Below are 26,583 nucleotides of genomic sequence, written 5' to 3'. Positions count from 1 at the left end.
CGGTTACAACTGTGCCAGCGCTTCGCCGGCGCGGATCGGCTGTCCCTCCACCAGACCCGGCGCCAGTTCCGCCTCGCGCGGCAGGATCGCGATGATCGTCGATCCGTGCTCGAACCAACCCATTTCCTCGCCCTTGGCCAGCCGCGCGTCGCACGTCACCCGCCCCGGCCCCCGCTCGCGCAGCAACGCGGGTGTATCGAGGAACGTCAGCCGGATGCTCGCCACTAGGATCGCGGCGACCGGCACCAGCAGCATCGGCGTGCCGTCCGCTAGTTGCGTCTCGACCACCGCACGCTCGTTACGGCAGAACAATCGCTCCACCCGCTTGAGCGCGATCGGATTGACGTTCCAGCAGTCGCCAGAAAGATACGTTACCGCCTCCACAGACAGGTCCGCCGGCGCATGGAAGCGGTGGTACATGCCAGCCGTTAGCCGCAGTGTGACGAACCGGCCATAAGCGAAGCGGGCCGCCAACGCTGCATCGGGCACCAGTTCGTCGAGCCGGTAGGGGAAGCCCTTTACCTGATAGACGCGACCGTCTTCGATCGCGCCGTGCGCCCCCACGATCGCGTCGCACGGGCTGGCAATCACCGCCGGATCGGGAGCGAACGCGCGCGCACCGGACTTCAGCGGCCGAATGAACGCCTCGCGCAAGGACCGGAACCGCATGGTGGCCGAGTCGCTCAGGTCGACGCCCGAAAAGAACCGCCACGCCGCGATCATCGGCGCGCGCACGGCGGCATGCTCCACCCGCGCCAGCCGACCCACCAATTTGGTCGCGAAGCGCCGCGGCAGGCGGTTGGTGATGAGGAAATTCAGGTCCTCCTGCAGCACCAGCTTCATCAGCGCCGATCGCAGTGTCATGCGCCCGTCACCTCCGCGCTGTCCAAGAAGCCATGAACCCGATCCTCGCCGGTCTCGTCGGCGCCTCCGCGGGCGCCTGGGCGCTCACCAAGGGCCGTCAGCGGCTCGCACTCTCGCGCGCCAAGCATCCCTCGCTCGGCGGCCATGTCCGTATGGCGAAACGGGTCGCGGGGCAGATGCCCGCCTTCACCCAGCCCGCCGACGCCTGGTTCCAGGCCGATGGCGCGCCCGCCGACGTAGCGCTGCGCCGGCAGGCCGGGTTCGAGCGGCTCGGCGCCTTGTTTGCGGAACGCTTTCCCAAGACGCTGGCGCTGACCCGCGAGACGCGAACCGGCCTGTCGGATCTCCAGTTCACCAGCGCCTATCGCGTGCCCTTCCCGTTCAGCAAGCGGGTGCGCGAGACGCTCGGCACCGGCACGTTCCTTGATCGCTCCGAAGGCCCGATCGTGGTCGATCTCGACGGCAACCGGCTGATCGACCTGACCGGCTCCTACGGGGTTAATCTGTTCGGCTACGAGTTCTACAAGCAGACGATCGCCGAGGGGGCGGCGATGGTCGCCGATCTGGGACCGGTGCTCGGCGCCTATCACCCGGTTGTCGCAGACAATGTGAAGCGCCTCACCGCGCTTTCGGGCATGGACGAGGTGTCGTTCCACATGTCGGGCACCGAGGCGGTGATGCAGGCCGTCCGCCTGGCGCGCTACCACACCAAGCGCGATCGGCTGATGCGCTTCGCCGGCGCTTATCATGGCTGGTGGGGCGAGGTGCAGCCCGGCATCGGCAACCCCGTTCCCGCCGATCGCACGCTGACGCTCGCCGATCAATCGGAACAGACGCTGAAGGTCCTGGCCACGCGCAACGACATCGCCTGCGTGCTGGTCAATCCACTCCAGGCGCTGCATCCCAACGGCAACGCGCCGTCTGACAACCAATTGGTCGACAGCAGCCGCCGCGCTGGCACCGATCTTGGCGCCTATCGCACCTGGCTGCACCGGCTGGTCGACACGTGCCGCGCCAATGGCATCGTGGTGATCTTCGACGAGGTGTTCATGGGCTTCCGCCTCGCCCCCGGCGGTGCGGCGGAATATTTCGGCGTGCGGCCGGACATGGTCACCTATGGCAAGACGCTGGGCGGCGGGCTGCCGATAGGCGTGCTGGCGGGGCGGGCGGCGCTGATGCGGCGCTTCAACGAGGAACGCCCGCTCGACATCTGCTTCGCGCGCGGCACGTTCAACGCGCATCCCTATGTGATGGGGGCGATGAACGCCTTCCTGCGCCGGTTGGAAACGGGGGAGATCGCGGCTCTGTACGACGGCATCGACGCGCGGTGGGACGCGCGAGCGCGGCAGCTCAACGCCGCGCTGGAGGAGACGGGAGCGCCGGTTCGGGTGGCGCATCTTCAGACGGTGTGGACCGTCCTCTACACCAAGCCTGCCGCGTATAACTGGATGCTGCAATATTATCTCCGCGCGGAAGGGCTGGCGCTCAGCTGGGTCGGCACTGGGCGGTTGATCTTCAGCCTCGACATCGACGACGCGCTGTTCGCCGAGATCGTGCGCCGGTTCGCCGCCGCTGCCGCTGCGATGGCGGCAGATGGCTGGTGGGAGACGCCCGAGGGGCTGACCGACAAGGCGCTGCGCCGCGCGGTACTGCGCCAAGCGGTGCGGGCTCGGCTGGGACGGTAGGAGCACGGCCCCTCTCCAAACCGTCATCGCCGCGGAGGCGGGGATCCATACCCGCCAACGCGGGGGCAAGAGTCGCACCAGTAGCGGTTATGGATCCCCGCCTTCGCGGGGATGACGAAGTGATTGGGAAGTGCGACAGCAGCCCTCAAGCTGCGGCGGCTTCCACCTCGTCCGGATAGTCCATCCGCTCGCCCTTCAGCAGGCGCTTGGGCGCGCCCTTGTAGAGCTTGAAATCGCTGAACGGGTCGGTCGCGATCTTGGTCGCCCAGACGAGGCCGGTCTCGATGTCGTGAATGAAAAACAGGTGGATCGAACGGAAGGCGATCGCCCCCACGCCCAGGAACAGCCAGCCGATGCCGACATGGCGCAGATATGCCTCGACGCCGTCCGGTTCCACCAGCGTCCCGAACAAGGTCGGCGAGATCAGCAGCACCACCGGCACCGCGCCCCACAGGCTCATGAGCACGACCTTGCGGAACAGGTTATAGCCGATCTTGATCTCTTCCTTGTGATCGTGCGTCGCCTGATTGACGTGGTCGTAGCTCTTGGGCTCGAAGAAAAAATGCCCCGCTTGCCGGCTGGTCATCGCCACGCCCCAGGCGAGCAGGCTCGCGACTGCCGGGTCGATCCACAGGATGATGTAGGCGACCAGGAAGGTGCAGGCGCTGACGAAGTGCAGGCTCTGGTTGACCAGGCTGTGATGGTAATAGCGGTGGTCGTCCCAGCGCTGTTCGGCAAGCTGCGCGCGAAAACCGGTCATCGAGCGGATCCTTCGGGAGAGATCTTGGCGAAGCGGACGAGCGAAAAATGGCCGAGCGGCGGCAATGGGCGGTTCTCAACCAGCCGCACGTCGGCGCGCGTCGCCATCCACTCCGCGTAACGCGCCCACGGGAATTCGGTGCGAAAGCCCAAGCGGCTGGTGACCGGCATCAGCGTGCGCTCGATCGTGCCGCGCAGCCCCGCGCCGGCGCCGACGCGGGTGGTGATGACGATCTCACCGCCCGGCTTCACGATGCGCGCGAACTCGTCGAGCGCCTTTTCCGGGTGCGGGCAAGCGGTGATGACATATTGCGCCACCACCACGTCGAAGCTGTTGTCGGCGAACTGGAGGTTCTCCGCGTCGCCGACCGCGACCTGTTCAACATGGTCGAGCTTCTGCTCGCGAACGCGGACTCGCGCCTTGTCGAGCATCGCGTCCGATAGATCGACCGCGACGATGCGGTTGCGCCTCGAATATTGCGGCAGCGAAATGCCGGTGCCGACGCCGACCTCGATGATCCGCCCGCCGATGCGCTCGGCAGCGACGATCGCGTCGGATCGCCCTTGCTTGAACACCGCGCCAAAGACGAGGTCATAGATCGGAGCCCAACGATCGTAAGCGCGGGTAACCCCCGCAGTACTCATCACTGTCGCCATAGACTTTACGTCCGATCGTATTGATGCCCCACGTGTTCTTCCGTCTTCGCAGCGTCGCGTTTCAGTCTCGCGACCATTTGGTGTCAGCTTGGCGTCATGCGACGGGAACCCTGAAGGTTGCGACGGAATTCAGACGCTCGAAGGAGAACGCGCCTGAAGATCGCGAGCTACAACGTGAATGGCGTCAACGGCCGCCTCGCAATATTGCTGCGCTGGCTGGAGGATGCGCAGCCCGACGTCGTCACGCTCCAGGAGCTGAAGGCGCCGGATGAACGCTTCCCGGCCGCGGCGCTGGCCGAGATCGGTTATGAGGCCCTCTGGCACGGGCAGAAGAGTTGGAACGGCGTCGCGATCCTGAGCCGCGTCGGATCGATTCATGAAACACGCCGCGGGCTGCCCGGCGACCCCGATCCGGCGCAGAGCCGGTATCTGGAGGCAGCGGTGAACGGCGTGCTCGTCGCGGCGCTATACCTCCCCAACGGCAATCCACGGCCTGGGCCGAAGTTCGATTATAAGCTCGCCTGGTTCGATCGGCTGATTGATCATGCGGCGACGCTGATGGCGAGCGGCGCGCCGGTGGTGCTGGCGGGGGACTTCAACGTCATGCCAACCGAGCGCGACGTGTACAAACCCGAGCGCTGGCAGGACGACGCGCTGTTCGCCCCCGAGGTGCGCGCGCGCTATGCCGCATTACTTGCGCAGGGCTGGACCGACTCGCTGCGCCATCTCCATCCCGACGAAACGATCTACACCTTCTGGGACTATTTCCGGAACGCCTTTGCCCGCAACGCGGGCCTCAGGATCGATCACCTTTTGCTCAGCCCGTCGCTCGCGCCCCGGCTGGTCGCCGCGGGCGTCGATCGCGACGTGCGCGGCTGGGAGAAGACCAGCGATCACGCGCCGACGTGGATCGAGTTGGCGGAGCCGGGCGGCGACGGTGACCCCCTTGTCTAAATTCGTCATCCCCGCGAAGGCGGGGATCCATAGACGCTAACGTACGCGATTGAGCCGCAACACCAGCGTTTATGGATTCCCGCCTGCGCGGGAATGACCAGCCCTGTTTGGAAGCCGCTTCTACGATGAACGTCGACCTGTTCGATTTCGACCTCCCCAATGAGCGCATCGCCCTGCGCCCGGCATCACCGCGCGACTCCGCCCGCCTGCTCGTCCTCGACGGTGCCGCCCCCCGCGACCGCATTGTCACCGATCTGCCCGCCGAGCTGCGCGCCGGCGACCTCCTCGTCTTCAACGACACGCGCGTGATCCCCGCCCAGCTGGAAGGCATGCGCGGCGCGGCGAAGATCGGTGCGACGCTCCACAAGCGCGAGGGGCCGCGGCGTTGGCGTGCCTTCATCCGCAACGCCAAGCGGCTGCGCGACGGTGACACGATCGACTTCGGCTCAGGCGTCTCCGCCATCGCCGGCGACCGAGCGGACGACGGCAGCTTCGCGCTCGATTTCGCCGGCGACGAACCGGTCGAGTTGCTGCTGGAGCGCGCCGGCCGCATGCCGCTGCCGCCTTATATCGCCGCCAAGCGCCCCACCGACGCGCGTGATGCCGACGATTACCAGACGATGTTCGCTCGCGAGGCAGGTGCCGTTGCCGCGCCGACCGCCGCGCTGCACTTCACGCCCGGGCTGATGGCGGCGCTGGACGCGGCGGGGATCGGCCACACCACGCTGACGCTGCACGTCGGCGCCGGCACCTTCCTTCCGGTAAAGGCAGAGGACACCGCGGACCACAGGATGCATGCCGAATGGGGCCGCATCGACGCCGCCACCGCCGATCGGCTCAACGCCGTGCGCGCCAGTGGCGGGCGCGTCATTGCCGTCGGCACCACGTCGCTGCGGCTGATCGAGAGCGCCGCCGGCGAGGACGGCATGGTCCGACCGTTCGAAGGCGACACCTCGATCTTCATCACCCCCGGCTATCGCTTCCGCGGCATCGATGGCCTCGTAACCAACTTCCACCTGCCGCGCTCGACGCTGTTCATGCTGGTATCGGCGCTGATGGGGCTGGAGCGGATGCAGGCGGCTTATGCGCATGCGATCGCGGCGGACTACCGCTTCTATTCCTACGGCGATGCCTCGCTGCTGATCCCCGATCGCGCAGGTTAGGCGTTCGCCTCGGCGATCAACGCCTTGGCCTCCGCGCCCGCCCAGTCCATCGCGCCGCTGACGCGCCATAGTTCGCGGCCCTCGGCGTCAAGCATGATCGTCGTGGGCAGGTTGGCCTTGTAAGACAGGCTGAGCCCCATCTCGGGATCGGTGTACGGGGCGAGGTGATCCAGCTTCCGCTCGGCGAAGAAGGGCGCCACCTTTTCGCGCTGCATGTCCTGGCTCACTGCCAGAACATGGACCTTGTCACCCGCTGCAGCTGCGGCGGCATCGAGGCTGGGCATTTCCTTGATGCAGGGCGCGCACCAGGTCGCCCAAAGGTTCAGCAGCACCGGCTTGCCGCGGAAATCGACGAGGTTCACCGGCTTGCCCACCGCATCGAGAAACGCGACGTTTGGTGCCGCCTCGCCCTTGTGCGAGCGATCGACGGTGCCGGCCGCCGCAACGGGCGCGGCATTGCCAGGCGCGACCTCGTCGGTGGTCACCGCCTCAGGGCTAGAGACGTTTGCTTGCTCCGGCGCAGGCGTTTGCCTATCGCACGCGGAAGCCGCCAGCGCGGTGGCGAGGAGAAAGACGGTTCCCGAGCGCGATGGCATGAGCGATTCCAACCAGATGTGGGGCGGCCGGTTCGCCGAAGGCCCGGCCGCGGTGATGCGCGAGATAAATGCCTCCATCCCCTTCGACAAGCGGATGTGGCGGCAGGACATTCGCGGCTCCCAAGCACATGTCGCGATGCTGGCGAAACAGGGCATCGTTGCCGGTGACGATGCGGAGGCGATCGCGCGCGGGCTCGATCAGGTGGCGGCGCATTATGATGCCGAAGGCGTGACGGAAGACCTCGCGCTCGAGGACATCCACATGCAGACCGAGGCGCGGCTCGCCGAGGCGATCGGCCCGGCCGCCGGACGGCTCCACACGGCGCGCAGCCGCAACGATCAGGTCGCGACTGACTTCCGCTTGTGGGTACGCGACGCGATTGACGAGACGCTGGCCGCGCTGGCCGCGTTCCAGTGCGCGCTGCTGGATCGCGCGGAAGAACATGCCGCGAGCGTGATGCCGGGGTTCACGCACCTGCAATCGGCGCAGCCGGTGACGCTTGGCCACCATCTGATGGCTTATGTCGAGATGGCGCGGCGGGATGTCGGGCGCTTTGCCGATGCGCGAGCGCGGATGAACCTGTCGCCGCTCGGCTCGGCGGCGCTTGCCGGAACCGGATTTCCGGTCGACCGCCATGCCACCGCTGCTGCGCTCGGCTTTGATGGGCCGACGCGCAACTCGCTGGATGCGGTGTCCGATCGTGATTTCGCGATCGAATATCTGACCTGCGCGGCACAATGCGCGCTGCACCTGTCGCGGCTCGCGGAGGAGTTCGTGCTGTGGGCGTCGCAGCCGTTCGGCTTCGTGTCGCTGAGCGACCAATGGTCGACCGGCAGCTCGATCATGCCGCAGAAGCGCAATCCCGATGCGGCCGAGCTGGTGCGCGGCCATGCCGGGCGGATTACTGGCTGCCTCGTCAGCCTGATGGTGACGATGAAGGGCCTGCCGCTCGCTTATTCCAAGGACATGCAGGACGATAAGCCGCCGGTGTTCGAGTGCCACGACCTGCTCGGCCTGTGCCTGGCGGCGATGACGGGGATGGTCGAAAGCGCGACGTTCCGCATCGAGCGGATGCGCGCGGTGGCGGAAAGCGGCTTTGCCACGGCGACCGATCTTGCCGACTGGCTGGTGCGCGAGGCGGGCGTGCCGTTCCGGGAGGCGCATCACATCACCGGACGCGCGGTGGCGCGCGCCGAAGCGCTGGGCGTACGGCTGGACCAGGTGCCGATCGACGACCTCACCGCCATCGACGCGCGGGTAAATGCGGGCGTTTACAGCGTGTTGTCGGTCGATGCTTCGGTCTCGAGCCGGACCAGCTTCGGCGGTACGGCGCCCGACAATGTGCGCGCCGCGATCCGTGAAGCACGCGAGGCGCTGGCGTGAGGGGCGCTGTTCTCCTCCTCGCCGTGCTGCTGGCGGGGTGCGGATCGTCCCGCGCGCTGCGGCCCAATGAGGGCGAGCGGCTGCCGGTTGCGCCTTATGGGGCTACCGCGACGCCGACGCCCGACGATCTGCTCACCCCCAATCCGCAGGCGCGGCCGGGGCGTAGCGACGAACTGCTGCGCAATTCGGAAGAGCGCCGCAGCGACGAATTTGATCTTCCGCCAAGGTAATCCATGGACCATTTTGCCCTTGTCGATGGCGAGCTTCACTGTGAAGCCGTGCCCCTGTCGCGCATCGCCGCGGAGGTGGGAACGCCGGTTTATGTCTATTCCGCCAATGCCTTACGCACACAGGCGCGGCGGTTCCGCGACGGGTTGAAAGGCGCCGGGCGGGTGCATCTGGCCTATGCGATCAAGGCCAACCCCAACATCGCGGTGCTGAACGTGCTGGCGCGCGAGGGCTATGGCGCGGACGTGGTGTCGGGCGGGGAGATGGCGCGGGCGCTGGCGGCGGGGATGCCGGCGGCCGACATCGTTTTTTCCGGCGTCGGCAAGACGCGCGCCGAGCTAAGTCGCGGTATTGGCGCGGAAATCGGCCAGTTCAACATCGAGCTGGAAGAGGAAGGCGTGGTGCTGGCGCAGCTCGCGGCGGCGCAGGGCAAGACCGCGCGGGCGGTGCTGCGCGTCAATCCGGACGTGGATGCGGGCACGCATGCGAAGATCTCGACGGGCAAGAGCGAGAACAAATTCGGGGTGCCAATCGCCGAAGCGGCGGACATTTTCGGGCGGCTGGCGGGCCTGAACGGGCTGAATCTACGGGGGGTAGCGATCCATATCGGGTCGCAATTGCTCGATCTCGGGCCACTGGAGGCCGCTTATTCGCGCATCGGCGCTTTCGTTTCCGAACTTCGCGCGCGCGGCCACACGATCACGCATGTCGATCTGGGCGGCGGCCTGGGCGTCAACTACAAGGCCGGCGACGTGCCGCCTGATCCGGCCGATTTCGGCGCGATGGTGGCGCGGGTGACGAAGGATTGGGATGTCACCTTGATGTTCGAGCCGGGCCGCGTGATCACCGGCAATGCCGGCGTGCTGCTGACCGAGGTGATCTGGGTAAAGCCGGGCGTTACCAGCCCCTATGTCATCGTCGATGCGGCGATGAACGATCTCGCCCGGCCGGCGCTCTACGATGCGTGGCACGATTTTGAGGCGGTGCGGCCGAGCGGCGAATGTATGGTGGCCAACATTGCCGGCCCGGTGTGCGAGACGGGTGACACCTTCGCGCGCGATCGCGAGATCGACGTGGTGAAATCGGGCGACCTCGCGATATTCCGCACCGCGGGCGCTTATGGCGCGACCATGGCCTCGACCTATAATTCGCGACCGTTGGTGCCCGAGGTGCTGGTGGATGGCGACCGCTATGCGGTGGTCGCGGATCGTATTGCCGCCGAGACGATCCTTGCCGCCGAGCGCGTGCCGGACTGGCTGTGACGCTCCATAGCCTGCCGATCTTCGTGCGGCTTCGGGGCCGTGCGGTGATTTTGGTGGGTGATGGTGAGGCGGCCGAGGCGAAGCGGCGGTTGTTGGAGCGCGCGGGTGCTGTGGTGGTGGGGGAGGATGCCTCTCTGCCAAGAGAAGACGGAAGGTCAGCCCTTCGACAAGCTCAGGGCGAACGGAGGGGGAGTGGTGAGCATGCGCCCTCTTCCGCGGGGGTTGGAGGTGAACGTACGCCCTCCTCCGTTCGGGCTGAGCCTGTCGAAGCCCTGCCTTCTTCCTCTGACATGTGCGATCCCCGCCTCGCCATCGTCGTGGACGATGATGCGGCGGTCGCCCGGCTCAAGGCGCGCGGCATCCTGGTCAATGCCGTCGACCGGCCGGAGCTGTGCGATTTCACCCTCCCGGCGATCGTCGATCGCGATCCGGTGATCGTCGCGGTGGGGACCGGCGGCGCGTCGGCGGGGCTGGCGGCGGCGTTGCGGCAGCGGCTAGAGGCATTGCTGCCGGCGAGCCTCGGGCGGCTTGCCGAGGGGCTGTTCGCCAGTCGCGCGGCGTGGCGGGCGCGTTACCCCGAAGCAGGCGAGCGGCGGCGGGCGATTGCAGCGGCGCTGACACCGGGCGCGATCTATGATCCGCTCGACCCACGCGACACCAGCGGCATGCCGGCGGAACAGATGGGTAGCGACACGGTTACGCTCGTCACCATGACGCTCCCCTCCCCTGACCCCGACGATTTGACGCTCCGCCAGGCGCGGCTGCTGGCCAACGCCGATCGCGTGACGCATGGGGCGGACGTGCCGGCCGCGATCCTCAACCGCGCGCGCGCCGATGCCGATCGACTTGCCTGCGCTGCGCCGCCGGCGGACCTGCCCGGGCTGACCGTTGATCTGAGAATGGCGTGAGCGGCTTCGGGTACCGCATTGCGGACGGAGCGGCACGCAAGGTCAGCGTCGAGGAGGCGCTGGGTTGCGACGACGCAATGGTGTGGGTGCACCTCACCACCACTGCCGAGCACGCGCAATCCTGGCTGAGCGACAAAGCCGCGCTCCCTGACTATATCGTCGACCCGCTGACCGCGCAGGAAACGCGGCCGCGCTGCGACGCGCTGGATAATGGCGCGTTCGTCAACCTGCGCGGGCGGAGCGATGAGGAGCTCGACTCATCCGACATGCTTGCCTCCGTGCGGATCTGGGCAGTGAAAGGGCGAGTGATTTCGGTGACGCGCAAGCATCTGCTCGCCACGGACGCAGTGGAGCGCGAGGTGACGGACGGCTGCGTGCACGATCCGGGCGACCTCATCACCGCCTTTGCCGCGGCGATCACCGAGGATCTGGACCCGGTCGTCGCCGAGCTGGGAGACGAGCTGGACGATTGCGAGCAGCAGCTCGATGCCGCGCGGGTGTTCACCTTGCGCAAGAATGTGACGCGGGTGCGGGTGGAGGCGATCAACTATCGCCGCTTCCTCAACCCGCAGCGTGCGGCGCTGGAGAAATTGGCGGCGCTGCCAGGCGACTGGCTGGGGCCGGATGATCGTGCGCATCTCGCCGCGGCGGCGGATCGCGCGGCGCGCATGGCAGAGGAAGTGGAGGCAATCCGCGAGCGCGCCAGCCTGATGCATGAAGCGTTGACCGATTTGCGGGCGGAGCAGCTGGATCAGCGGGGACTGATCATCTCGATCGCGGCGATGGTGTTCCTGCCGTTGACCTTCATCACCGGATTGTACGGGATGAACGTCGAGGGGCTGTGGCTGGCGAAGGAGCCATGGGCATTCGACGCGATCGTCGCGCTGTGCGTGGTGATTGCGGCGGCGGTGACCGGGTGGTTCGTTGCGCGGCATTGGCTGCGGTAGCAGTGAGGTAGGGGCGTCGGCGAGGACTTGCCGCGGGTGGGATCGTTTGTGGAGACGCCCCTCCACCGCCTTCGGCGGTCCCCCTCCCCGTTCCGGGGAGGACTTAACACCCTGCTCGGCGTCACCCTGAACTTGTTTCAGGGTCCACTTCTCCGATTGCACCGCCCTCGCTTGTGGGGCGGTGATGCTGAAACGAGTTCAGCATGACGGCAGTTGAGGGGTTGGTGGGTTAGGCGGCGCGGGCGGTGCGCCAGGCTTCGGCGATTTCGGAGAGGGTGTCGGCCACTTCGCGGAAGGGGGTGCCGTCGTGGCCGAGGCTGGCTTCGATCACTTGTTTGCGAGCGCCGGCGTAGAGGCGCGACAGGGTGACTGATATGTCGCCGCCTTTGTCGAAATCGAGCCCGGCTTCCAGCGCGAACAGGATGGCGGTGGCGCGGGTGACGCGTTCGCTCTTCACTGCGAACTTCCTGTTCTCCGCCGCCCAGCCGGCGACGCGCAGCGCCTGGCACAGCTCCTCATACAGCAGCTGCACCAACGCCGGGCCGTCCGCATTGGCGGTGCGGCCGGCGAGATCGATCTGACGATAGGTTTGCGCGGGATCGCGCAACAGGGCGGAGGCGTAAGCCATTAGTTGTCGCCGTTCGTCCAGGCCTTGATCTGATTTTCCATGAACGTCTGCGTGGACTTATAGGCGGCGACGCGCGCGTTCATCGAGGCGAATTGCTGCGTCAGCCGCGTCGTCATTTTCTCCTGCTGGAGCGTCAATTTGTCCTGTTGGTCCGTCAGATCACCTTGTGCCTCGGTGTAGCGCTTGGTCGAGGCGCCGAGGCCGTAGAGCGTGCTGGTCGCGTTGAGCTTGATCGAGTTCATCGCCGACAGGACGCCCGAGCCGTCATTGGAATTGGAGAACATTGCCTCCAACGCGCCGGGGTTGCTGGCGATTGCCTTGGACAGCGTGTCACTGTTGACCGACAGGGTGCCGTCGCGGTTGGTGAGCACGCCGATTTCGGCGAGGGTCTTGGGGGTGCCCGGAGCAGAGCCGGGCAGCAGATCCCGCATCGACAGGCCCTTGAGGCTGCGCAGCATGTTCTGCGCCCCTGAATCCCCGCGCAGGTCGCCGGTGATCGGATCGGTCTGCTTTTGAAGCTCGGTTAGCACCTGATTGTAGGTGAACACGAAGTCCTCGACTGCGTTGGTGAGCGCGGTGGTCGGCGTGCTGGTGGACAGCGAAACCGGCGTTGTCGAAGTACCGACCAGGTCGAGCTTCACGCCATCGACCAGATCGCTGATGGCGTTGCTGCCGCGTTCGACGGTGATGCCGTCCACCGTCAGGCGGGCGTTGGTTGCCGTGCCGGTGATCGTCATGCCGCCGGTGCCCGAACCGACGTTGAACGTCTTGAGCTCGGCCGATGATTCCGCGCTCGCCTCCAGCGTGAACGCCTTGGCTGCGCCGGTTTCGCCTTTGAGCGACAGATAAGCAGTGCCATCTGCGTCGGTGACGACCGAGGCGGTGACGCCGGCCTTCTTGGCGTTGATCGCAGCGGCGACGCTGGTCAGCGTGCCGTCCTGGATCTCGATTTGAATCGGCTCGCCGGTTCCGGCGACGGTGCCGTCGGCGTTCTTTGTCCCGACAGTGAGCGTGAAAACGCCGGAGCCGAGCGGCGCGCTCTTTGAGGCCACCGCCGTCGACACTGCCGCCTGTGCGGTGGCGAGCCGCTCGACGCTGATGCTGGCCGTCATGCCGGTGAGCTTAGCGCCCGAAATCGGCGTGGCGGTGAACACCGAATTGTTGCTGCTGGTGGGCTGCGACTGAAGCGTGCCACCTTTCACCAGCGTCTCCAGCGCGGCGGTGAAATCGGTGATCGCGCTTTTCAGCGTCGACACACCCGAAATCTGCGCGGTCAGTTTGTCAGAGCGGGCGGTGAGCGCCGCGGTTTTTGCCGCGAATTGCGCCTCGACCAGGCTGGTGACGAGCGTGTTGGTGTCAACGCCCGAGCCGGTGTTCAGCGACGTCAGCAGTGCGCTGGCGGCGGACTTGGTGACGCTGGTGGTGGAGGGCGTCGGCGTCGCGGCGGTGCTGGAGATGGTGGCCATGGCGGTTTGTTAAACGGCCGATTGGGATGAGGATTTAGGGGTTTCTGCCGGGGGGAGAGCCGCCCTCTCCTTCCGTTCGTGCTGAGCTTGTCGAAGCACGTGCCGCTAACGATGCGTTTTGGGGCACGCCCTTCGACGGGCTAAGGGCGAACGGGGGTAAGCGGGGCTGGCCCTCCGCCTCGGGATCAGGCGAGCGCCATGCCGTTTTCGTCGAAGCGGGCGCCCTTTGGCACCTCGATCGTCGGCAGCGGCGCAGAGGCGCCGCCGGCTGCTGCGTTGAGGTTGAAGACAAAGGCGAGCACCGTGGCGATCGCCATGTAGAGATCGTCGCGGACCTCCTGGTTCTCGCGGCTGGTGTAGTACACCGCGCGGGCGAGCATCGGATATTCGAGGATCGGGACAGCCATCTCGCCCGCGAGCTCGCGGATCGCGAGCGCGGTCGCCCCCCTGCCTTTGGCGACCACCACCGGCACCTGATCCCGTCCGCGATCGTAGCGGAGTGCGACGGCGAAATGCGTCGGGTTGGTGAGCACGACATGCGCCTCCTGCACGGCGCGGCGGGTGGAGCGGGAGAGCATCGCGTGCTGCTTGGCGCGAATTTGCGCCTTGATCTCGGGATTGCCTTCGCTTTCCTTGTGCTCGTCCTTCTGCTCCTGCTTGCTCATGCGCAGCTTCTTCATGCGCTGGAACATCTGCAGCGGCACGTCGAGCATGGCGATGGCGACGAGACCGGCCGCCATGACGATCATCAGCGTGGTCAGCGTGCCGCCGAGCGCGCCGACTGCGGCGCCGAGGTTGGTGCGGGCAAGGCCGAGCGTCATGCTGGCGGATTGCATCAGGAGCCACGCGCCGATGCTGCCGAGCAGCGCGACCTTCAGCAGCGACTTGCCCAGCTCCATCCAGCCGTTCATGCCGAAGATGCGCTTGAGGCCGGAGGCGGGATTGATGCGGTTGCCCTTGGGCGCGAGCAGCCCGGCGTTGAACTGGAGCGAACCAAGGCCGGCCTGGCTCAGGACGCCGGCGGTGACGACGATGGCGAAGAGCGTGCCGAGGCCCGGCAGCAGCTTCCACCCGGCGGCGGCGAGCGGGCGAAAGGGCTGGAAATCCTCCACGTCGCCGCGCGTGAACTGGAAGCTTTCGGCCATCACGCCCTTGCAGGCGGCGACCAGCGACGGGCCGAAGAACACCAGCCATGCGACGCCGGCGAGCGCGACCAAAGCGGTCGCGAACTCGCGGGATTTGAGGACGTCGCCTTTCTCCTTAGCGTCCTTCAGACGCTTAGGTGTCGGGGCTTCTGTCTTTTCGCCGAACTCGTCAGCCAATCACCAGGCTCCGCGTCGCTTCGAGGCCTTCGCGCACGATGACCATGATGTAATCGCCCATCGCCGGAAACGCCGCGGCCATCGCGATCACGCCCACCGCGAGGCTTGCGGGGAGGCCGATCGAGAACAGATTGAGTGCGGGTGCCGACCGCGAGATCATGCCGACGACGAGATTAAGGCAAAGTAAAAGAAAGCCGACCGGGGGCGCGAGAAGGAGGCCGGCGAGAAAGGCGTAGCCGCCGAACAGGGCAATGTCGCGCAGCTGGCCGGGTGCAAGCCAGGCGGCACCGGGCGGGAGCGCGGTGTAGCTCTTGACGATCGTCTCGACGAGGACGAGGTGGCCGTCGATGGAGAGGAACAGCAGGGTCAGCAGGATCGACAGGAACTGGCCGATCGCGGGGGAGGAGCGGCCGGTGTTGGGATCGACCATGTTGGCGAAGCCGATGCCCATCGATCCGCCGATCAGCTCGCCCGCGATCAGCGGCGCGGCAAAGGCGATCTGGAGGATGAAGCCGAGCGCCAGGCCCACCAGCGCCTCGGCGGCGATGGCGAGGAAGGTGGAAACCGCAAACACCTGCGGCGGCGGGGTGATGTTGTGCATGCCCAGCACGAGCACGCCGATCGCGCCGGCGAGCGCGACGCGGACTTGGAGCGGGACCGAGACGTTGCCGAAGACGGGCGCGGCGATGAACGCGGCGCCGACGCGGATCATGACGAAGACCAGCGCCCAGAGCTGCGGCTCGATCGAGAGGCCGAAGCCTAGCATGCTACATCCCCCTCCCGCTTGCGGGAGGCGGCGGCGATTGGGTTTTCAAGGGTCGGTGCGTGCGGATAGCCCCACCCCCGACCCCTCCCGCAAGCGGAAGGGGAGGCTGGTGCGTCACCGCACCAGATCCGGGATGCGTTCGAAGATCGAGACGGTGAAGTCGCTGAGCAGGCCGAGGATCATCGCGCCGAAGATCACCAGCGAAAGGCCGACCACGATCAGCTTGGGGACGAAGCTGAGCGTCTGTTCCTGGATCGAGGTGGCGGCCTGGATCATGCCGAGGATCAGGCCGGAGACGAGCGCGGGGATCAGGATCGGCGCGGCGGCGAGCGCGAGCACCCAGAGCGTCTGGTTCGCGACGGTGAGGAAGTAATCTGCGTCTGCCATATTGGCTCTCGTTTCTCTCACCCGTTCGCCCTGAGCTTGTCGAAGGGCATGTTACCGACGGTAGCGTTTGGGGCACGTGCTTCGACAGGCTCAGCACGAACGGGGATGGGTGAGCGCCTTCCTCACCATCCTCCCCTGCCCTCTCCCCTATGTCGCGAAGCTGTTGGCGAGGCTGCCCATCGTGAGGGCCCAGCCGTCGACCAGGACGAACAGCAACAGCTTGAACGGGAGGGAGATGATCGTTGGGCTGAGCATGGCCATGCCGAGCGCCATCAGGACCGTCGCCACGACGAGATCGATCACCAGGAATGGCAGGAAGATCAGGAAGCCGATCTGGAATGCGGTCTTCAGCTCACTGGTGACGAAGGCGGGGAGCAGGACCGAGAAGGGGATGTCGTTGGGGCTCGCATAGGGGCCGGACTTGGCCATTTCGGCGAACATCGTCACGTCCTTCACGCGCGTCTGCTTGGCCATGAAGGCGTGCAAGGGCTGGCCGGCGGTCTTGATGAGGTCGGTGCCGCCGATGCGGCCGGCGGAATAGGGCTGGATCGCGGTGGTGTTGATTTGGCTGATGACGGGGGCCATCACGAACAGCGACAGGAACAGGCTGAGCCCGATCAGCACTTGATTGGGTGGGGTCTGCTGGAGGCCCATCGCCTGGCGCAGGATCGACAGGACGATGATGATCCGGGTGAAGCTGGTCATCATCAGGAGAATGCCCGGCAGGATGCTGAGCAGGCCCATGATGATGAGCACTTGCAGCGACAGCGACATGGAGCCGGAGCCGTCCGGGCCGCCGCCGAGCTGGCCCAATGCGCGGTCAACGGCATCGCCGGCGCCGGGCGCGGCGGGCGCGACCGGGGCGGTTTGGGCGAAGGCGGGCATGGCGACCATCACCGCGACGAACAGCGCGAGCAGCACCAGCAGCGTTTTGAGGATCGGCGCGCCTGCCCCGCCCTCACGCGCCGACGCGCGTTCGGCGAACAATGCCGTGCCGCCTTGCGTGCGACGCACGGTGATCACAGCGTGCGGATCCCGTCGGCGCGATCGACCCCACCGGCACGATCAACCAACGTCACGCCACCGCGACCGACCGAGACGAGCAGCCGCTTGCCCTCGAAGTCGATCACCGCAAGGCGCAGGCCGGGCGAGATCATCATGGTTTCCTTGACCGAAATCATCCGCGCCTCGGCGCGACCGGGCATGCGGCTTTCGAGCCGGCGCCAGAGATAGAGGCAGCCGATCATCAAACCGCAGACCAGCGGCAGCAGCACGATCAGCTTGAGGACATAGGACCACATCATCGCGAGGGAGCCTCAGGCGCGCTTATCGGGATTGACCAGCTCGGTCATTCGCACGCCGAAACGCTCGCCCACCGTCACCACCTCGCCGCGGCCGATCAGCGTGCCGTTGACGAACACGTCGAGCAGCTCGTTGGCCTGACGATCAAGCTCGATCACGCTGGATTCGCCGAGTGCCAGCAGTTCGCGCAGCGTTAGCTGGGTCGAGCCGATCTCGACGGTGAGCTTGACATCGACGTCCTGCAGCAGCCGGAAATTGGCCGCGAGCGCGCCATCAGCGGGAAAGCCGCCGCTCATGTCGTTCATTGGGTAAGTCCTTCGAGAGAAGCGAGCGAGGTCAGCTGGATCGCAGCATGGCCGTTGGAAGTGCCGACGGTGCCGGTGCCAAGGCGGTCGTTGCCGACCATCACCGGCACGTCCTGGCCGAAGCTGATCGGGATGACGTCGCCGGGTTGGAGGGCCATCAGCTTGGACAGGCGGATCGTCGGCTCGGCGAGTACCGAGCGGACGGGGAAACGGATGTTCATCGCCGCGCGGGTGAGCGCGGTCTGCCACAAGGCATCCTCCGCCGCTGGTTTGGAGACTACCTTGCCGGTCAGCGCAGTGCCGTGCGGCTTGAGCGCAGTGACGGGATAGACGAGATCGACGAAAGCGGGCCTGCCCTGCCCCGGCGCAATGCCGAAGCGGGTGACGATCATCGCATCCTCGCCGTCGAAATCGGCGAGCATCGAAGCGTTGGCCTCACAACGCCCAATGGTGAAGGTGACCCGCGCCAAGGGTTCCCACGCAGCGGTGAGCGGGCGGGCGACCATCTCGCCAAGCCGGGCAACCATCGCCTCGGCGGCAGGCGAGAATTCGCGCGGCATTTCGGCTGGCGCACATCCCGTGCCGCCGAAGAACAGATCGAGCAGTTCGAGCACGAACTTGCCGTCGAGCACCAGCAATGCGGTGCGATCATCCATGCCGAGCGGGAGCCACGCCGTCAGTTGGTCCGGGCGCTCCGCACGATAATCGGCGAAGCGCTGGACACTGAGCGGCTCGGCCCAGGCCCGCACCTCTTCACGCAGCAGCGGCTCGAACACGCCGCGCATCCCCCGCGCGAGGCGCGCGGAGAGATGCTGCAGCGTATGCAGGTCGCCGAACGGGTTGAGCTTTGCCTGCCCCAACACCCCCGGTTTGAGGGCCTGGGCGCGGGAGCGCTCGCGTCGTTCGCGCGGAGGAGAGGCGGCGGCGTTAACCATGCCCGTTCACTGAACAACGAAATTGGTAAAGTAGACGTTACTAACGCCGCCAAATCCCTCTTTCTGCTTCAGCGTGCCGTTGATCGAGGCGACCAGTCGCTTCGCCAGTGCGGCCTTCCCCTCCGAGGAGAACACCTGATCTTCGGTGGTGTCCCCCAGCGCCATCAGGATCGCCGAACGGATCGCGATATCGTTGGTTTTGATGTTCTGAATAACCTTGTCGTCATAGGGCGTGGAGATCGCGACGCCGACCTGGAGAAAGTGAATCGAATCCTGAAGATTCGCGGTGAACTCCTTTTCCAAGGCATAATAATTGGAGGCATAAGGATCACCGCCCGCCCCTTCTGGCGTTGCCTGTCCCTCATGGCTCGCCTCGCCATTCTCCGATTCGCCGTGGCCACCGTCCTCGCCGGCTTCGGCGTGCTTCTGCTCGCTCTTGGGAACGAGCTTCGGCTTGTTGGGATCTGGCGCATGCGTGCCGCCGCCGACCACGCCGGAGCCGGCCGCATACAGGCCTGCCCCGACGCCGCCGCCGATCAGCACCACAGCGCCGACCGCCATTACGATGATCTTGCCCAGCTTGCCCTTCTTTTTGGGCGCAGCTTCGGGCTTTTCCTTGTCACTCATTGATCAAACGCCCCTGCTCTTCACGCAATTCGTTCATCGGCCAGCGCTGCGGCATCGTCGTTCGATGCGGCACGGCCTGGTCGGGTGGTGGTGGTTTGCTGCGGCGCGTTGGGCGCGCGCTGCTGTTGCTGCTGTCCCCCGCCGTCGCCGAGTTGGGCCGACAGCTTCAGTCCCTTGGCTTCGGCGAGCTCGGCGAGCTTCGGCTGTGCGTCGGCGAGCAGTTGGCGGGTTTCCGGCTGCTGCGCGACGATGTGAACCTGAACGGTGTCGCCGTCCTGCTTCAGTGAGACATCGATCGCGCCGAGCTTGTCGGGGATGAGGCGGATGCTGGTGTCGACCGCATCCATGGCGTCGCGGATCATCTCGATCCGCTCGATCATCTTGGCGGGCCAAGTGTCCCGCGCCATGTCGAGCGCGGGGTGGCGAGTGCCTTCCACGGCGGTGACGGCATGGGCCGCTAGGTCGGTCGTCGCGGGAGCGATAGCCGCGATCATCGAATCGGGCGCGTCAGGGCGCCGCTCGTCCCGCGCGGCCTGGTGGATGGCGGCGGCGAACACCTGCGCGGCGGGGGCGATGCGGGCGGGCTGCAATGGCACGGCGGGCTGCTGCGGTGCTGCCGCGGGCTGCCCGACGATGGGGGCTGGCTGGTCCTTGGTGCTGGCCGTGCGGGGGGATGCTTCTGGCTGGCCGGCCCCAGCGGGCGCGATGTCACCTTCAACGCCCACCTGGCGCGAGGCGGGTTCTGACAGCGGAGCCGGCGAGACGGAGGCAACGCCTTCGCTGGTGTGAATGGCGCCGCTGGGTGCGGCAGCGCGCGCGGCGGCGGGTGACAGCTCGGTTCCCGGATCAAGGTTGGTGGCCGGCGTGCCGGGGCTCCGACCGTGGCTGATAGCGGCTGCGATTGCCGTGGTGAGCGTGACGGGCGAGGACTCCATTCCGCGCGCGAGCCCCGGAACCGGCACCGGGGCTGGCGCGACTGGAAGTTGGCCTTCCCCAGTGAGGATGGAGGTGCTGGATGCCGCCTTGTACCGGATGAGTGACGGCGCCTCCCCCTGGCCGGGCCCGGCAGCCACCGTCGGGCGAGCCGCTACTGGGCTCGGGCCTTCGTCGAAGTTGGTGGCCGCGGTGAGTACTGGTGTCAGCGCGGCACGCAGGGGCTGCGTCCCCAAATCAGGACCGGGAGCCAGCGTCGGGTCGGCCGCTACCGGGCTCCGGCTGTCGTCCGGGTGGATGATGGGGGCTGTAGCGGTGGTGAGCGCGGCGTGCGGCGGCTCCGTTCCGGGATCCGGGATGGGAACCGGCATCTGCTCGATTGCGACTGCCCCGGTGTCTTCGCCGGGGTGAATGCCGGTGACCAGTGTTGGTGTGAGCGCCGCTTGTGACGGGTGGTCGTTTGCCACGGGCGCGCGCGGCGGTGTTCCGGGCAGCGGCGCTGCTGCTGCTGCCGTGCGCTCGGAACCACGCCGGGGAAGGCGGGAGTCCGGCAGCGGCGCGGGCGCAAGGGGGTGCCCGCCCTCGCCCGCGTGGATGGATGCGGGCGGCACAACGTCGGCTATCGGCGACTCGCTGGCTGTTACCTGCCTTTGCTGGTCCAGAGCGGCAGTTGTCAGCGCATTCGCGGCGACTAGGCCGCGGCTTTCGCGTGAGCGAGGCGGAACTGCAGGCGCGGCGTCGATGGCGGCAGGTGACGCGCCAACCGCGACTGACGGATGCGACGCTGGATGCGGCGGCGCAGCGGTTGCACCTGAACTGATGCCGGCACTCGTGGCCTGGCCGGTCGCCGGGAAGGCGAGCGTGCCTGCCGATCGGGAAACGGCCGGGCGAGGCTCGGCTGGCATGGCCTCGTTGGGTGCGGCGACGACGGGCGCGCGCATCATATCCCATATGGGCGGCACGATCCACGCTACCGCAGCGCCACCGGCAGGATCGTCCTGCTCCGCGGCGATTGCCGGCAATTGCTTGCCGGGTTCGGCATCGCCCTGCCGTGGCATCAGCGTCGGAATGCCGGCAGGCAGCAAGGCGGCGAAGTCGATCGCGCCCGGCGCCGCGACCGGCGTGGTGCCGGGCAACGCTGGCAAGGCAGAGCCTGCGGAAAGGAACGGGATCGGCAGCATGAACGGGGTCGGCGTCTCGTCGTTGGATGGTCCGACCGATCCATCAGCAAGGATCGTGCCGGATCTTTCGGGTCGGTGGCGCTTCCTGCAGCGCGCGGATTGCACGCAGGGCGGCCTCCGCCTCACCGCGGGCAATGAGCTTTTCGACGGCAGTCTGGTCGCGTTTAGCGGACTGGCGGGCTTCGAGCGCGCGGGCGGCTTCGGCCTCGGCGGCGCGGACGCGATTGTCGACCGCCTGGGCGTTGCGGTGCAGTCTCTCGCGGTAATGGGCCAAGGCGGCGAAGGAGACGGCAGCGCCGGCCCCCTCCCCCGGTGCGACGGCGGCGGCGAGCTGGGCGATGCGGTTCGACAGCGCAGTTTCGTTCGCGACTTGATCCTGCGCCCGGGTCTCGGCGGCGCGCGCCATGCCGAGCTGGAGCGTGCGGACGCGGTGGAGTCGGGCGAGCTTCTTGTTATCCATCGCCGAACACGCCGATCAATTCGGTGGCGGCGTCGTCGAGCGAAACGCTGGCGTCGGAGTCCTGGCGGATGAATTCCATGACGGCGGGGTGATAGGCAATGGCGGCGTCGATCGCGGGATCGGCGCCGGCGCGATAGGCGCCCATCAGCACGAGATCGCGGTTTTCCTCGTACGTGGCGAGGTGGCGGCGCAGGACGCGCGCGGCGTTGACGTGGGGCTTCACCGCAATGTCGGTCATCACGCGACTGACCGACTTGGACACATCGATCGCGGGATAGACGGCGTGTTCGGCGAGCGCGCGGCTCAGCACGATATGGCCGTCAAGGATCGAGCGGGCGGAGTCGACGACGGGGTCGTTGCCGTCATCGCCATCCGCGAGCACCGTGTAGATTGCGGTGATCGCGCCGCCGGTGTTCACATCGGTGCCGGCGCGCTCGATGAGATTGGGGAGCATGGCGATCGCCGAGGGCGGATAGCCGCGCGCGGAGGCGGGTTCGCCGAGCGCGAGGCCGATCTCGCGGCCAGCGTGGGCGACGCGGGTGAGCGAATCCATGATGAGCAGGACGTTCTTGCCCTCGTCACGGAACGCCTCGGCGATCGCGGTGGCGCGAAGTGCGCCGCGGATGCGGAGGACCGGCGAGTGATTGGCAGGGACGGCGACCACGACGGAGCGCTTGCGCGCCTCGCCTGCCACCTTGGTTTCAAGGAAGTCGGCGACTTCGCGGCTGCGCTCGCCGATCAGGCCGATGACGATCACGTCGGCCTTGGCGGCGCGAACCATCATGCCGAGCAGCACCGACTTGCCGACGCCCGAGCCAGCCATGATGCCGACGCGCTGACCCTTGCCGATCGTCAGCAAGCCGTTGATCGCGCGCACGCCGACGTCGAGCGGCTCCAGCACGCGGCCACGATCGAGCGGGGACTGGAGCTTGCCGGCGAGCGGCCAGTGTTTCGCGCCGCGGATCGGGCCGAGGCTGTCGATCGGGTGGCCGGCGCCGTCTACGACGCGGCCGAGCAGCGCATCGCCGACCTCCGCCTCGCCGGGTGCGCCGGTGGGGCGGACGGGCATTTGCGGAAGGAGTGCGGCAGGCCCGCCGAGGTTCATCAGGAGCGTGCGGCCGTTGCGGAAGCCGATCACTTCGGCCTCGACGCCGGTGCCTTTCTCGCCGACCTGGCAGACCGTGCCAACCGGGAGCGTGAGGCCGACCGCTTCCATAAGCAGGCCGTCATAGGACGCGAGCCGGCCCGCGACCTTCGGGGCCGGGCGGAAATCGGCGTTGCCGAGCGCGTCGAGATAATCGGCGGTGAAGCGGTTGAGCATTCAGCGTCCTAAAAGACGTTCCCCGGCGAAGGCCGGCGCCCAGTTGCGGGCGTGTCGTAGCTGGGCCCCGGCCTTCGCCGGGGAACTAAGAAGGTGTCAGGCCGCGGGAACGGCGACCTTGTCGAGCGCTCGGGTCAGCTGTTCGAGCCACAGTTCGGGGCCGTCCTCGACAATCGTGGAGGCGGCTTCCAGAACGAAGCTGCCGCGCGCGAGGTTGGGGTCGCCGATGGCGAAGATCGTCTCGGGCAAGCGTTCCTCCAGCAGCGCCACATCCGCGGGGCTCACGCGCAGGATCGCGCTTTCCGAGGCGTCGGCGAGCAGGTCAGAGGCGGCTTCGACGCGGCCAGCGAGAAGGTCGGCGGAAACGCCGGTTTCTCCGACAAGGCGGGTGACGAGATGGAGGACGGTCTGGCGCAACTGGCGGGCGATGCGTTCGCGATCGACGCGCTCGTCGGACTTGAGCGATGCGGCGACAGCTTCGAGTAGCGCAAGGTCGCGCGCCGCCTGTGCGTCGATTTCGGCGCGGGCGGCGGCATAGCCTGCGTCGTAACCGGCCTGGTGCGCCTCCACGAGCGGATCGAGCGCCGGCGCTTCGGCCATCGCTGCGGCGACCGGATCAAGCGTCGGCGGCTCGGGCTCGGGCGGCACCTGCGCTTTGGGTGCGGCGGAGAATGCCTCCTCGATCCGCGCGATCAGGTCGCCTGGTGCGAAGCCCGAAGGACGCTCGGCAAAGACGCGCTGGAGGCGCACCGCCGCATCGTCCTGCCGCGGCGCGAAGCCGGCGACGAACACATTTGCCGCTGCCTCAGACATAATCATCCTCGCCCCCACCCATCATGATCGTGCCGTCCTTGGCGAGACTGCGCGCAACCGAGATCATCGCCTTTTGCGCCTCCAGAACCTCGCTGAGCTTCATGGGCCCGCGCGCTTCCATCTCGTCGCGGATGCCGTCGGCGGCGCGCGCCGACATGCAACCGAGGAAGCGGTTGCGGGCAGCCTCGTCCACGCCCTTCAGCGCGCGGGTGAGGATGTCGCCATCGACGTTGCGGATCAGCGTGCCCAGGTTCTTGTCGTCCATGTCGAGCAAATTGTCGAAGACGAACATCGCCTCCTCGATCTGCTTCGCGGTTTCCTTGTCGAGCTTGAACAGCTTGGGCATCACGCGCTGCTCAGTCGCCTTGCGCGCGCCCTGGAGGATTCTGGCCGCCTCGCGGGTGCCGCCGAGCTTTACCTGCGTCGATTGGCTGGCGCTGATCGCGCGGTTGCCGATCATCGTTTTCAGCGTCTCTACCGCTTCGGGCGTGATCGGGCCGAGCTTGGCGATGCGATGCAGGATTTCGGGCTGCGCCGCGTCGGGCAGCAGTTCGAGCACCTGCGCGCCGATCGCGGGATCGAGATTGGCGATCAGCAGCGCCGCGACCTGCGGATGTTCCTTTTCGATCATCGCGGCGATGTCGGTGGCGTCGAGCCAGTCGAGCAGCTCGATCTCGCACGCCGCCTCCGGCGGGGTAATGCGCGCGAGCACGCTTTCCGCCTTCTCCTGACCCAAAGCGCGATGCATTACTGCCTCGATCTTGGGCTTGGGATCAAAGGTGATGCCGGTGCGCTCGCGGGCGCGGCCGACGAAGTCATCCAGCACGCCTTCGACATCCGCCTCGCTGACGTCAGCAACGGTGTACATTGCGCGGCCGAGTTCCCGTACCTCGTCAGGCTCGAGCTTCTGGAGGATCGCGGCCGCTTCCTCCTCACCCACCAGCATCATCAGCACCGCAGCACGCTCGGTGCCGGTGAAGGTGCGAAGCGCGACTTCGCTCACTGCGCGGTCGCCTTCATCATGTCACGCACGGCAAGCGCGGCGCGAGCAGGATTGTCGCGGGTGAAGCCGCGCACCGCGCCGATGCGTTCGTCGTAGTTGCGACTCGCTTCAATCTCGTCGAGCGTCACTGGCGGCGCGACGGCGATCGTGGCGGGCGTCCCGGACATGCCGGATTCGCCATCTTCGCCCTCCCCTTCATCATCGGCCCCGCCGATAGTGCGACCAAGCGCCGGGCGGTTGGCGGCGTCCACGTCTTCCTTCTTCTTCATCAGCGCCTTAGCGAGCGGGCGGACGCCGAGCAGCAGCACCAGCAGCGCGATGATGATCGCGGTGACGTTGCGCGCGAGAACCGGGACCCAGCTATTGTCATACCAGGCCGGGCCGTCGTTCGCCGCATCCGCTTCGCCAGCGAACTTGCGGCTGATGACGGTGACCTGATCGTTACGCCCCTGATCGTAACCGACCGCCGAGCGGACCAGCTCGGTGATTTGGTTGATCTCCATGGCAGTGCGCTTGCCCTTCTCCGGCTCGCGCAGGAGGACTGCGACGGACAGGCGCTTGATCCCGCCAGGCGACGCGCGGGTGACCGACACTTCGCGGCCGAGATCATAAGTGCGGGCATATTGGTCCGACTGCTTGTTCGGATTGGGTGCGGGGCCACCGGCGACCGGCTGCACAGGCTGACCATCGGCACCGACCGCAGGCTGCGGCTGCTGAAGCGTGGCGGCGGGCGGCGGCGTATTGCTTAGCGCGCCGGGGATGCCGCCGGGCGCTTCGCCGGCACCGGCCTGATTGCCGGTCCAATTGCCGGTCTCGGCGCGCAATGCGCCCTGCTTGTCGTAGCTTTCGCGGGTGGCCGAAGTCTCGTCCATGTTGACGTCGGCCTGGACCTCCGCGGTGAAGTTGCCGGCGCCCACCAATGGGGTCAGCAGCTGCATCAGCTGTTGGCGGTATTTGTCTTCTACCTGGCGCTGGAGCGCGATGCGCTGCTCGCTGCCGCTCTGGCCGGCGCCGCCGGGCTTGGACAGGAGGCCGCCCATCTGATCGACGATCGTCACCGCTTCGGGCTTCATGCCGGGCACCGACGAGGCGACGAGGTTGATGATCGACTGGACCTGCGCATCGCTGAGCGCGCGGCCGCCCTGCAACTTCACCACCACCGAGGCGCTAGGCTGGGCATTGTCGCGCACGAACACGCTGGCTTCGGGCATGGCGAGATGGACGCGCGCTTCGGTGACAACGTCGATCTCCTGGATCGAACGTGCCAGTTCGGTCTCGCGCGCCTGGCGCAGGCGTTCGCCTTCGACTGCGCGGCTGACGCCCATCGGCAGTTGATCGAGGATCGCATAGCCGCCCGGAGCGGCCTTGGGCAGGCCCTGCCCGGCAAGCAGCAGGCGCGCGCGGGAGTAATCCTCCTCGTTGACCGTAACCGAGTCGGTCGCATCGTCGATGTGGCTGGTAATGCTCGCAGCGGTCAGCGCCTGTGTGACGGCGGCCTTGTCGGCATCCGGAAGCCCCGAATAGAGCGTCTTCTGCGGCGCGCCCGACAGTGCGGACCAAGCGAGCGCCGAGGCGCCGATCAGGCTGACCATCAGCGCCATCGGGCCGGCGCGGCGCACCGCGGGCTGCGCGAACACGCCCTGGATCTGCCGCAGCGGATTGGCGAAGCGCTCCGGGACTACCGAATTGGGTTGGGCGAGGTTCGAAGGGGCAAGTGCGTTCGCCAT

The 26,583-nt window shown here is 67.1% G+C and carries 28 protein-coding genes; 8 read left to right on the top strand and 20 right to left on the bottom strand.

All coding sequences use genetic code 11. From position 1 onward, the window contains the following. Positions 1-3: 3 nt before the first annotated feature. Positions 4-864: an archaetidylserine decarboxylase gene (asd, locus tag SPHI_RS04970; protein WP_076743785.1), complete on the bottom strand. Its 861-nt coding sequence runs from the start codon at positions 862-864 to the stop codon at positions 4-6. Positions 865-896: 32 nt separating this feature from the next. Here asd and SPHI_RS04965 point away from each other — a divergent pair, with 32 nt between their 5' ends. Then, positions 897-2,549, top strand: a complete 1,653-nt coding sequence (locus SPHI_RS04965; protein WP_076743784.1) for an aminotransferase class III-fold pyridoxal phosphate-dependent enzyme — start codon at positions 897-899, stop codon at positions 2,547-2,549. Between the two features lie 145 nt (positions 2,550-2,694). On the opposite strand, the gene SPHI_RS04960 is transcribed toward SPHI_RS04965, so the two are convergent. Both SPHI_RS04960 and SPHI_RS04955 read right to left on the bottom strand, forming a co-directional pair. Further along, positions 2,695-3,309: a hypothetical protein gene (locus tag SPHI_RS04960; RefSeq protein WP_076743783.1), complete on the bottom strand. Its 615-nt coding sequence runs from the start codon at positions 3,307-3,309 to the stop codon at positions 2,695-2,697. Continuing rightward, positions 3,306-3,953 (bottom strand): class I SAM-dependent methyltransferase, encoded by a 648-nt coding sequence (locus tag SPHI_RS04955; RefSeq protein WP_233130693.1) that lies wholly within the window; start codon positions 3,951-3,953, stop codon positions 3,306-3,308. Before SPHI_RS04955 ends, SPHI_RS04960 begins: the two co-directional genes overlap by 4 nt. Before the next feature lie 165 nt (positions 3,954-4,118). Here SPHI_RS04955 and xth point away from each other — a divergent pair, with 165 nt between their 5' ends. Continuing rightward, positions 4,119-4,919 (top strand): exodeoxyribonuclease III, encoded by an 801-nt coding sequence (xth, locus tag SPHI_RS04950; RefSeq protein ID WP_076743947.1) that lies wholly within the window; start codon positions 4,119-4,121, stop codon positions 4,917-4,919. A 125-nt stretch (positions 4,920-5,044) separates the two neighbouring features. Then, positions 5,045-6,082 carry a tRNA preQ1(34) S-adenosylmethionine ribosyltransferase-isomerase QueA gene (queA, locus tag SPHI_RS04945; RefSeq protein ID WP_076743781.1) on the top strand — a complete coding sequence of 346 codons (1,038 nt, stop codon included), beginning with the start codon at positions 5,045-5,047 and terminating at the stop codon, positions 6,080-6,082. Here queA and SPHI_RS04940 read toward each other — a convergent pair. Then, the gene (locus tag SPHI_RS04940; protein ID WP_332888903.1) at positions 6,079-6,567 is read right to left on the bottom strand and encodes a TlpA family protein disulfide reductase; all 489 of its coding nucleotides are present in this window, start codon (positions 6,565-6,567) and stop codon (positions 6,079-6,081) included. The genes queA and SPHI_RS04940 overlap by 4 nt on opposite strands. Before the next feature lie 127 nt (positions 6,568-6,694). On the opposite strand from SPHI_RS04940, the gene argH reads away from it, so the two are divergent. From argH to SPHI_RS04915, 5 genes are read left to right on the top strand one after another with little or no spacing between them, the layout of a single operon-like run. Further along, complete coding sequence (gene argH / locus SPHI_RS04935) at positions 6,695-8,062, top strand: argininosuccinate lyase (RefSeq protein ID WP_076743946.1); 1,368 nt, start codon at positions 6,695-6,697, stop codon at positions 8,060-8,062. Beyond that, on the top strand, positions 8,059-8,292 hold the full coding sequence (locus SPHI_RS04930) for a hypothetical protein (protein ID WP_076743779.1): 234 nt from the start codon (positions 8,059-8,061) through the stop codon (positions 8,290-8,292). Before argH ends, SPHI_RS04930 begins: the two co-directional genes overlap by 4 nt. A gap of 3 nt (positions 8,293-8,295) precedes the next feature. Then, complete coding sequence (gene lysA / locus SPHI_RS04925) at positions 8,296-9,552, top strand: diaminopimelate decarboxylase (RefSeq protein ID WP_076743778.1); 1,257 nt, start codon at positions 8,296-8,298, stop codon at positions 9,550-9,552. Further along, positions 9,549-10,460: a precorrin-2 dehydrogenase/sirohydrochlorin ferrochelatase family protein gene (locus SPHI_RS04920; protein ID WP_076743777.1), complete on the top strand. Its 912-nt coding sequence runs from the start codon at positions 9,549-9,551 to the stop codon at positions 10,458-10,460. The genes lysA and SPHI_RS04920 overlap by 4 nt, the downstream gene beginning before the upstream one ends. After that, positions 10,457-11,407, top strand: a complete 951-nt coding sequence (locus SPHI_RS04915) for a CorA family divalent cation transporter (RefSeq protein ID WP_076743776.1) — start codon at positions 10,457-10,459, stop codon at positions 11,405-11,407. The genes SPHI_RS04920 and SPHI_RS04915 overlap by 4 nt, the downstream gene beginning before the upstream one ends. Before the next feature lie 229 nt (positions 11,408-11,636). Here the strand turns inward: SPHI_RS04915 and SPHI_RS04910 are convergent, their stop codons facing one another. The 16 genes from SPHI_RS04910 to fliF form a co-directional block, all read right to left on the bottom strand. Further along, positions 11,637-12,035 (bottom strand): flagellar export chaperone FliS, encoded by a 399-nt coding sequence (locus tag SPHI_RS04910; RefSeq protein WP_076743775.1) that lies wholly within the window; start codon positions 12,033-12,035, stop codon positions 11,637-11,639. Beyond that, on the bottom strand, positions 12,035-13,501 hold the full coding sequence (fliD, locus tag SPHI_RS04905) for a flagellar filament capping protein FliD (protein ID WP_076743774.1): 1,467 nt from the start codon (positions 13,499-13,501) through the stop codon (positions 12,035-12,037). Before fliD ends, SPHI_RS04910 begins: the two co-directional genes overlap by 1 nt. A 185-nt stretch (positions 13,502-13,686) precedes the next feature. Beyond that, the gene (locus SPHI_RS04900; RefSeq protein WP_076743773.1) at positions 13,687-14,823 is read right to left on the bottom strand and encodes an EscU/YscU/HrcU family type III secretion system export apparatus switch protein; all 1,137 of its coding nucleotides are present in this window, start codon (positions 14,821-14,823) and stop codon (positions 13,687-13,689) included. Further along, on the bottom strand, positions 14,816-15,589 hold the full coding sequence (fliR, locus tag SPHI_RS04895) for a flagellar biosynthetic protein FliR (RefSeq protein WP_076743772.1): 774 nt from the start codon (positions 15,587-15,589) through the stop codon (positions 14,816-14,818). Before fliR ends, SPHI_RS04900 begins: the two co-directional genes overlap by 8 nt. 114 nt (positions 15,590-15,703) lie before the next feature. Further along, entirely contained in the window at positions 15,704-15,976 is a 273-nt protein-coding gene (gene fliQ / locus SPHI_RS04890) for a flagellar biosynthesis protein FliQ (RefSeq protein ID WP_076743771.1), read from the bottom strand. Positions 15,977-16,123: 147 nt separating this feature from the next. Beyond that, positions 16,124-16,915, bottom strand: a complete 792-nt coding sequence (fliP, locus tag SPHI_RS04885; protein ID WP_233130729.1) for a flagellar type III secretion system pore protein FliP — start codon at positions 16,913-16,915, stop codon at positions 16,124-16,126. An 80-nt stretch (positions 16,916-16,995) separates the two neighbouring features. Next, the gene (locus tag SPHI_RS04880; protein WP_076743769.1) at positions 16,996-17,280 is read right to left on the bottom strand and encodes a flagellar biosynthetic protein FliO; all 285 of its coding nucleotides are present in this window, start codon (positions 17,278-17,280) and stop codon (positions 16,996-16,998) included. 12 nt (positions 17,281-17,292) lie between these two features. After that, positions 17,293-17,583, bottom strand: coding sequence for a flagellar motor switch protein FliN (gene fliN, locus SPHI_RS04875; protein ID WP_076743768.1), 291 nt, complete (start codon positions 17,581-17,583; stop codon positions 17,293-17,295). Beyond that, complete coding sequence (locus SPHI_RS04870) at positions 17,580-18,446, bottom strand: flagellar motor switch protein FliM (protein ID WP_332888904.1); 867 nt, start codon at positions 18,444-18,446, stop codon at positions 17,580-17,582. The genes fliN and SPHI_RS04870 overlap by 4 nt, the downstream gene beginning before the upstream one ends. Positions 18,447-18,524: 78 nt before the next feature. Then, complete coding sequence (locus SPHI_RS04865; protein ID WP_076743766.1) at positions 18,525-19,145, bottom strand: flagellar basal body-associated FliL family protein; 621 nt, start codon at positions 19,143-19,145, stop codon at positions 18,525-18,527. Positions 19,146-19,165: 20 nt separating this feature from the next. Next, positions 19,166-21,259 (bottom strand): flagellar hook-length control protein FliK, encoded by a 2,094-nt coding sequence (locus SPHI_RS04860; RefSeq protein ID WP_076743765.1) that lies wholly within the window; start codon positions 21,257-21,259, stop codon positions 19,166-19,168. A gap of 43 nt (positions 21,260-21,302) precedes the next feature. After that, positions 21,303-21,719, bottom strand: a complete 417-nt coding sequence (locus SPHI_RS04855) for a hypothetical protein (protein WP_076743764.1) — start codon at positions 21,717-21,719, stop codon at positions 21,303-21,305. Beyond that, positions 21,712-23,040 carry a FliI/YscN family ATPase gene (locus SPHI_RS04850; RefSeq protein ID WP_076743763.1) on the bottom strand — a complete coding sequence of 443 codons (1,329 nt, stop codon included), beginning with the start codon at positions 23,038-23,040 and terminating at the stop codon, positions 21,712-21,714. The genes SPHI_RS04855 and SPHI_RS04850 overlap by 8 nt, the downstream gene beginning before the upstream one ends. Before the next feature lie 96 nt (positions 23,041-23,136). Beyond that, the gene (locus SPHI_RS04845; RefSeq protein ID WP_076743762.1) at positions 23,137-23,853 is read right to left on the bottom strand and encodes a FliH/SctL family protein; all 717 of its coding nucleotides are present in this window, start codon (positions 23,851-23,853) and stop codon (positions 23,137-23,139) included. Then, positions 23,846-24,856 carry a flagellar motor switch protein FliG gene (gene fliG / locus SPHI_RS04840; RefSeq protein WP_076743761.1) on the bottom strand — a complete coding sequence of 337 codons (1,011 nt, stop codon included), beginning with the start codon at positions 24,854-24,856 and terminating at the stop codon, positions 23,846-23,848. Before fliG ends, SPHI_RS04845 begins: the two co-directional genes overlap by 8 nt. Continuing rightward, entirely contained in the window at positions 24,853-26,583 is a 1,731-nt protein-coding gene (gene fliF / locus SPHI_RS04835; protein WP_076743760.1) for a flagellar basal-body MS-ring/collar protein FliF, read from the bottom strand. Before fliF ends, fliG begins: the two co-directional genes overlap by 4 nt.

The sequence above is a fragment of the Sphingomonas jeddahensis genome (assembly GCF_001981525.1).
GTDB lineage: Bacteria > Pseudomonadota > Alphaproteobacteria > Sphingomonadales > Sphingomonadaceae > Sphingomonas > Sphingomonas jeddahensis.
This window is presented reverse-complemented; position numbering and strand designations above follow the sequence as displayed.

Bases quoted from the DNA above. Each gene is read 5' to 3' on its own strand.
- argH (WP_076743946.1), top strand. From the start codon at position 6,695: ATGTGGGGCGGCCGGTTCGCCGAAGGCCCGGCCGCGGTGATGCGCGAG.
- SPHI_RS04850 (WP_076743763.1), bottom strand. From the start codon at position 23,040: ATGCTCAACCGCTTCACCGCCGATTATCTCGACGCGCTCGGCAACGCC.
- fliD (WP_076743774.1), bottom strand. From the start codon at position 13,501: ATGGCCACCATCTCCAGCACCGCCGCGACGCCGACGCCCTCCACCACC.
- SPHI_RS04910 (WP_076743775.1), bottom strand. From the start codon at position 12,035: ATGGCTTACGCCTCCGCCCTGTTGCGCGATCCCGCGCAAACCTATCGT.
- SPHI_RS04960 (WP_076743783.1), bottom strand. From the start codon at position 3,309: ATGACCGGTTTTCGCGCGCAGCTTGCCGAACAGCGCTGGGACGACCAC.
- SPHI_RS04845 (WP_076743762.1), bottom strand. From the start codon at position 23,853: ATGTCTGAGGCAGCGGCAAATGTGTTCGTCGCCGGCTTCGCGCCGCGG.
- asd (WP_076743785.1), bottom strand. From the start codon at position 864: ATGACACTGCGATCGGCGCTGATGAAGCTGGTGCTGCAGGAGGACCTG.
- SPHI_RS04865 (WP_076743766.1), bottom strand. From the start codon at position 19,145: ATGAGTGACAAGGAAAAGCCCGAAGCTGCGCCCAAAAAGAAGGGCAAG.
- SPHI_RS04955 (WP_233130693.1), bottom strand. From the start codon at position 3,953: ATGAGTACTGCGGGGGTTACCCGCGCTTACGATCGTTGGGCTCCGATC.
- fliN (WP_076743768.1), bottom strand. From the start codon at position 17,583: ATGAACGACATGAGCGGCGGCTTTCCCGCTGATGGCGCGCTCGCGGCC.
- fliF (WP_076743760.1), bottom strand. From the start codon at position 26,583: ATGGCGAACGCACTTGCCCCTTCGAACCTCGCCCAACCCAATTCGGTA.
- SPHI_RS04965 (WP_076743784.1), top strand. From the start codon at position 897: ATGAACCCGATCCTCGCCGGTCTCGTCGGCGCCTCCGCGGGCGCCTGG.
- queA (WP_076743781.1), top strand. From the start codon at position 5,045: ATGAACGTCGACCTGTTCGATTTCGACCTCCCCAATGAGCGCATCGCC.
- SPHI_RS04860 (WP_076743765.1), bottom strand. From the start codon at position 21,259: ATGCTGCCGATCCCGTTCCTTTCCGCAGGCTCTGCCTTGCCAGCGTTG.
- fliQ (WP_076743771.1), bottom strand. From the start codon at position 15,976: ATGGCAGACGCAGATTACTTCCTCACCGTCGCGAACCAGACGCTCTGG.
- SPHI_RS04855 (WP_076743764.1), bottom strand. From the start codon at position 21,719: ATGGATAACAAGAAGCTCGCCCGACTCCACCGCGTCCGCACGCTCCAG.
- SPHI_RS04880 (WP_076743769.1), bottom strand. From the start codon at position 17,280: ATGATGTGGTCCTATGTCCTCAAGCTGATCGTGCTGCTGCCGCTGGTC.
- lysA (WP_076743778.1), top strand. From the start codon at position 8,296: ATGGACCATTTTGCCCTTGTCGATGGCGAGCTTCACTGTGAAGCCGTG.
- fliR (WP_076743772.1), bottom strand. From the start codon at position 15,589: ATGCTAGGCTTCGGCCTCTCGATCGAGCCGCAGCTCTGGGCGCTGGTC.